6 protein-coding genes are annotated in these 4200 nt (G+C 46.5%); 5 read left to right on the top strand and 1 reads right to left on the bottom strand.

What is annotated here, in order from left to right:
• The first annotated feature begins 77 nt into the window (after positions 1–77).
• Genes EBR25_12650 through EBR25_12635 form a run of 4 tightly spaced genes read left to right on the top strand, consistent with a single transcriptional unit; the run spans position 78 to position 2980 of the window.
• Complete coding sequence (locus EBR25_12650) at positions 78–455, top strand: hypothetical protein (protein NBW41833.1); 378 nt, start codon at positions 78–80, stop codon at positions 453–455.
• Positions 436–1473 carry a hypothetical protein gene (locus tag EBR25_12645; protein ID NBW41832.1) on the top strand — a complete coding sequence of 346 codons (1038 nt, stop codon included), beginning with the start codon at positions 436–438 and terminating at the stop codon, positions 1471–1473. Before EBR25_12650 ends, EBR25_12645 begins: the two co-directional genes overlap by 20 nt.
• A gap of 13 nt (positions 1474–1486) precedes the next feature.
• Positions 1487–1972, top strand: coding sequence for a hypothetical protein (locus EBR25_12640; protein ID NBW41831.1), 486 nt, complete (start codon positions 1487–1489; stop codon positions 1970–1972).
• 27 nt (positions 1973–1999) lie between these two features.
• Positions 2000–2980 (top strand): hypothetical protein, encoded by a 981-nt coding sequence (locus tag EBR25_12635; protein NBW41830.1) that lies wholly within the window; start codon positions 2000–2002, stop codon positions 2978–2980.
• Positions 2981–3023: 43 nt separating this feature from the next.
• On the opposite strand, the gene EBR25_12630 is transcribed toward EBR25_12635, so the two are convergent.
• On the bottom strand, positions 3024–3344 hold the full coding sequence (locus tag EBR25_12630; GenBank protein ID NBW41829.1) for a hypothetical protein: 321 nt from the start codon (positions 3342–3344) through the stop codon (positions 3024–3026).
• A gap of 51 nt (positions 3345–3395) precedes the next feature.
• On the opposite strand from EBR25_12630, the gene EBR25_12625 reads away from it, so the two are divergent.
• Entirely contained in the window at positions 3396–4190 is a 795-nt protein-coding gene (locus EBR25_12625) for a hypothetical protein (GenBank protein NBW41828.1), read from the top strand.
• The last annotated feature ends 10 nt before the right edge of the window (positions 4191–4200 follow it).

Here is a 4200-nt window from a genome sequence, read left to right as displayed (position 1 = left end):
CGGAAACTATCACATTTACCCCCTCCGAAGGGGAGTCTTCTATTTCGTTTAAAGAAAACTTAGGAAAAACTCAAACTATGGCTAGGAAAAAAACCAAAACAGAAACTCCTGCTTCGGTGATCGAACACTCCGAAGGGGGAATGACTGTTAATATTAACATTGGTGGCGGAGGTACTTCCGGCGCTAATGTCTATGATGATAGCGGAAATAAGATCTCTGAGACTGGCGCTCCTGCAGAATATGACATGGATTATGGCATGGATGCAGAAATGCCTGCTGAGGATCCTATGATGAGCATGGCTGATGAGCCTCCCACCGACGATGCTGATAGCACCGATACTGACGGTGATGGAACTCCTGATGCGATGGATTCTGATGATGATGGCGATGGAACTCCTGATGCCATGGACTCAGATACTGACCGAAGGTGGAGATATGCCCGAGGCTGGTGCTGATACACCGGCTGAGCCTGCAGAAGAAGGCGGAGATGAAGGTCCTGAAATGGAAACCGATGATGTATCGGGTGATATGGAAGGCGATGATCAAAAGATCGCTCAACTCGCTTCAGAATACGAAATTGATGAGTTAATTAAGGCTCTAGCTCTAAAAACAGATGCTGCTTCCATGATGGAAGGTGGAGATATGTCCTATGGCGAAATGCCTGAAGGACTCAAGAAGGCACTCGAAGCCAAAAAAGAAGGCGGAGAGAAAGAAGGGACAGAGGAAGATGAAGAAAAGGAATCTGAAGATATGGGCGAAACAGTGAAGGAAGGTGAAAAGCCTTCTGAGGCTGAGCATCCCACATCCGAAGAGGTAAAGGGTGCTGAAGAGCCCAAGGGAGAGCAAACCTACGCCGAGGAGGAGGCCGAGGAAGAGACTGAGGTTTCTGATAACGGAGAGGGATGCAAGAGCTACGAAGAGGATAAAGAAGAAGAGGAAGAAGAAAAGAGCGATATGGCGGAAGAGACCTCACCAGAAGAGGCTACAGGAACTCTGGATCATAGCGAGTCTGCTATGGGAGTTCAGAGCGATTTACAAGCTCGGGTAGCCGAATTGGAAGAAGAACTTTCCAGACAGAAGAAGTTGATGAGAGAGAAGGAAATCTCTGATTTCTGTGAGACTCTCTACGAGAATGGTAAGCTTACTCAGCAAATCGTTCCTAAGACCGACCTTGTACGTTTTATGGAAACTCTTAATAATAAGAATTCCGTAAACTTCTCGGAGTCCGGTAAGACTTCACAATTTGATTTCTTTAGAAATGTCCTTGAGAACCTACCCTCAATGGTCAGCTTTGAAGAATTCGCGACCCAGGCTTCAGCTCCAGCAGCTAAGAAGTCAATCTCACCTTCAGCTGATGGTTACATTTACGACCCCTCAACCGCGGATCTCCACGTTCAAGCGTTGGAGTATGCCGAGAGCAAAGGCGTTGAATACACCGTAGCTTTGAAGGCTATTATTTCAGATAACTCATAAGGAGTAAACTAAAATGGCAACTGACCCACGTTACATGTCTTTTGACCACCAGTACGTTGAAACTGTGCAGACAACAGCCGCTGTTGAAGCTCACAGATTCGTAACTCGTGGTGGTGCTTATCCTTCCGCCGGTGCTTATGCCGCTGGTGTTAGTGTTTATGCAGCCCCTGGCCAAGGTGAACTCACCGCTAAGGGCTATCAGGTTGATGATGGCACCAATGCCGTCTATGAAGGTCAACTCAATCCTTCCACAACCCCATTCAAGACCAGCGTATTCCCATACCAAGGTCTTCTTTCAATTGTTACCTCCGGTATTGCTATCGTTGAGGTAGATTCAACCGCTACTTTCGCTATTGATGATGCTGTTGTTGCCAACGCCACTGGCCAGGCTAATGACGGCGGACAAGGCGTGGTTCTTGGTCGTGCCCTCGATGCTATCACATCTGCTGGCGCTGGTCAATATATCCGCGTTAAGCTCGGTAACGAAGCTGGTGCTTGATAGATACTTAAAGGAGAGTAATTAACTATGATGAATCTAGATCAGGTACGCGTAATTGACCCTATTCTTACGCAACTCGCTCAAGGCTACAAGAACGCTGAAGGCGTAGCTACATTCTTTGCTCCCTCGGTATCTATGAATACCAGAGCTGGACGCACACTCGTTTTTGGTAAGGAGGCTTTTGCGGCTCAGTCGTTCCTCCGCGCTCCTGGAACTAACATCCAGAAGATCCAGAACGAATTCGGAACCCGTTCGTTCGCTCTCCGTCAGGAAGCGATCAGCTGGGAAATCGCCGAAGAAGTCGCTGCTGAAGCCAAGAACGGCGCTGCCCAAATTGACCTTCGTCAGTTTGCTGCTAAGGACGCCGCCAATCGCCTCATGCAGTCCTGGGAAGTTCAGGTTGCTGATATCGTAACCGATTCCACCCAGTATGAGTCCGGCAACGTTCTCGATCTCTCCTCCTACAATGGTGGTGCTGATCAGTTCAACAGCCCAACCGCTGACGTTGAGGTCCTCATGGACGACGCCAAGGAGCAAGTTCGCTCACAAATCGGCGTTTATCCTAACAAGATGGTTATCTCACCTGACGCCTTTAACGCCCTCAAGCGTAACAAGAGAATTCGCGACTTCATGCAGCGCGGCGTTCTCATCGACGAGAAGACTCTTGCTCAGATCTTCGGTCTTGATGAGATCCGTGTAGCACGTCGTCTTAAGCTTGCTGCTGATGGCACCCTTGAGAATATCTACAACAACGTTGCTGTTCTCTTCTACCATCCTTCAGGAGCTACCGATGGCTTCATGCCTGCTCTTGATGCCAACTATGGTAACCCTGCTTTCGCCTACACCTACACTCTCAGTGGCTATCCTATCGCCACTCCTGAGCGCTTCAACATTGAGCGCAGAGTGTTCACCGGCGACATCCTCGTTGAGCGTAGCTTCGAGCTCGTCGGCATGGGTGAAAATGGCAAGTGTGGTTCTGGCTTCATCTTCAACAACCCTGTTGCCTGAGCCTAATCACTATAAATTCCTTGAGGCCTTCGGGCCTCTTTTTTTATGTGTTCGGGGATAATAGATGGTCTATTCTTGCCTTAAGATCATGAAGTTTTGCGATATTCCTCTCATAAATTCTCTTATTATCATTATCAAAGTGACCAAATAGGTCCTCTAATGTAACTTCGAGATGGATCGTTGAATCAAAATACTCCTCGAGTTTACTGCTCATCTCCCTTATAATTCTTGGATCTCCCTTATGGATGTCTGCCACTACCTTCTCTAGGTAGCTTACTGTCTTCTTAATTACAAACGTATCGCTTCTTATGTCCCTACTAAGGGCTAAATCAAGGGACGTAAGATAGGCGCTATATAGGCTCATATCCCACAATTATATCATAGTTTAAAGTTCTAGTAGGAATAGACTTAAATTATGCCGAATTCTCCTTATCCAGATAAGTTTGGAGTAGCGGATAATTGTAATCCGGCAACTGTGGATTACTTTATTGAGGTGTTTGGGTATCAAGAGGCCGTAGAGTTATCAAATATTGATAATCCTACCGGTAACAATATTAATTTTGATAAGATCCAAATTGCACTCAATGATGCTGCAACATTAATCAATAACTATATCTTAACGGCTCCGCCTCAGGGCAAGATTCTTATCGCTGGGTCATATCGTCGCACTCAAGCCATCTTAGCAAGATGGTACTTAGATGTTCTTCGTCCTCGCCAACAAGTAATCGATGCTGCTGAGCAAGCTCTTCAGCAATTAGAGTTATGGGCCGCTAAAGCATCTCCTTCTACAGGGCTTAAGTGGCAAGAAGCATATCGCTATTGGAATAGTGCTTGCTCGATGACTAAGAGTTCCTATAGAAGAGGAAGAAGCTTTACTGAAAACTCAACAAATCGCTGGGTACAGATGGAGGGCGGAAACAATCGCTTCTTCCAATTCCCAAGGAAGGAAGCAATGTCTTCACCACGTACATACTCAGAAGCTCTTGACTCAAGTACACTCGGTATTGAAACAACAATGCCAGAATCGACTCTCGGTGTTAATGAGTTGGTAGATGCCCTTGAATCTACAAGAGATCTTTCCGCCTTTACAAATACTTCTGATGCTGTAGATCCACAAGACGGAGATACGCTCAACGCTGTAAATACCACGGAAACTGCCGATGGTACCCTTGATAACTACGACGGATTACAAACAGGAGATACATTCTAATGTCAAATCA

Source organism: bacterium (assembly GCA_009926305.1).
GTDB lineage: Bacteria > Bdellovibrionota_C > UBA2361 > UBA2361 > RFPC01 > RFPC01.
This window is presented reverse-complemented; position numbering and strand designations above follow the sequence as displayed.

Coding starts and splice junctions, on each gene's coding strand:
- EBR25_12640 (NBW41831.1), top strand. CDS start 1,487: ATGGCAACTGACCCACGTTACATGTCTTTTGACCACCAGTACGTTGAA.
- EBR25_12635 (NBW41830.1), top strand. CDS start 2,000: ATGATGAATCTAGATCAGGTACGCGTAATTGACCCTATTCTTACGCAA.
- EBR25_12625 (NBW41828.1), top strand. CDS start 3,396: ATGCCGAATTCTCCTTATCCAGATAAGTTTGGAGTAGCGGATAATTGT.
- EBR25_12630 (NBW41829.1), bottom strand. CDS start 3,344: ATGAGCCTATATAGCGCCTATCTTACGTCCCTTGATTTAGCCCTTAGT.
- EBR25_12650 (NBW41833.1), top strand. CDS start 78: ATGGCTAGGAAAAAAACCAAAACAGAAACTCCTGCTTCGGTGATCGAA.
- EBR25_12645 (NBW41832.1), top strand. CDS start 436: ATGCCCGAGGCTGGTGCTGATACACCGGCTGAGCCTGCAGAAGAAGGC.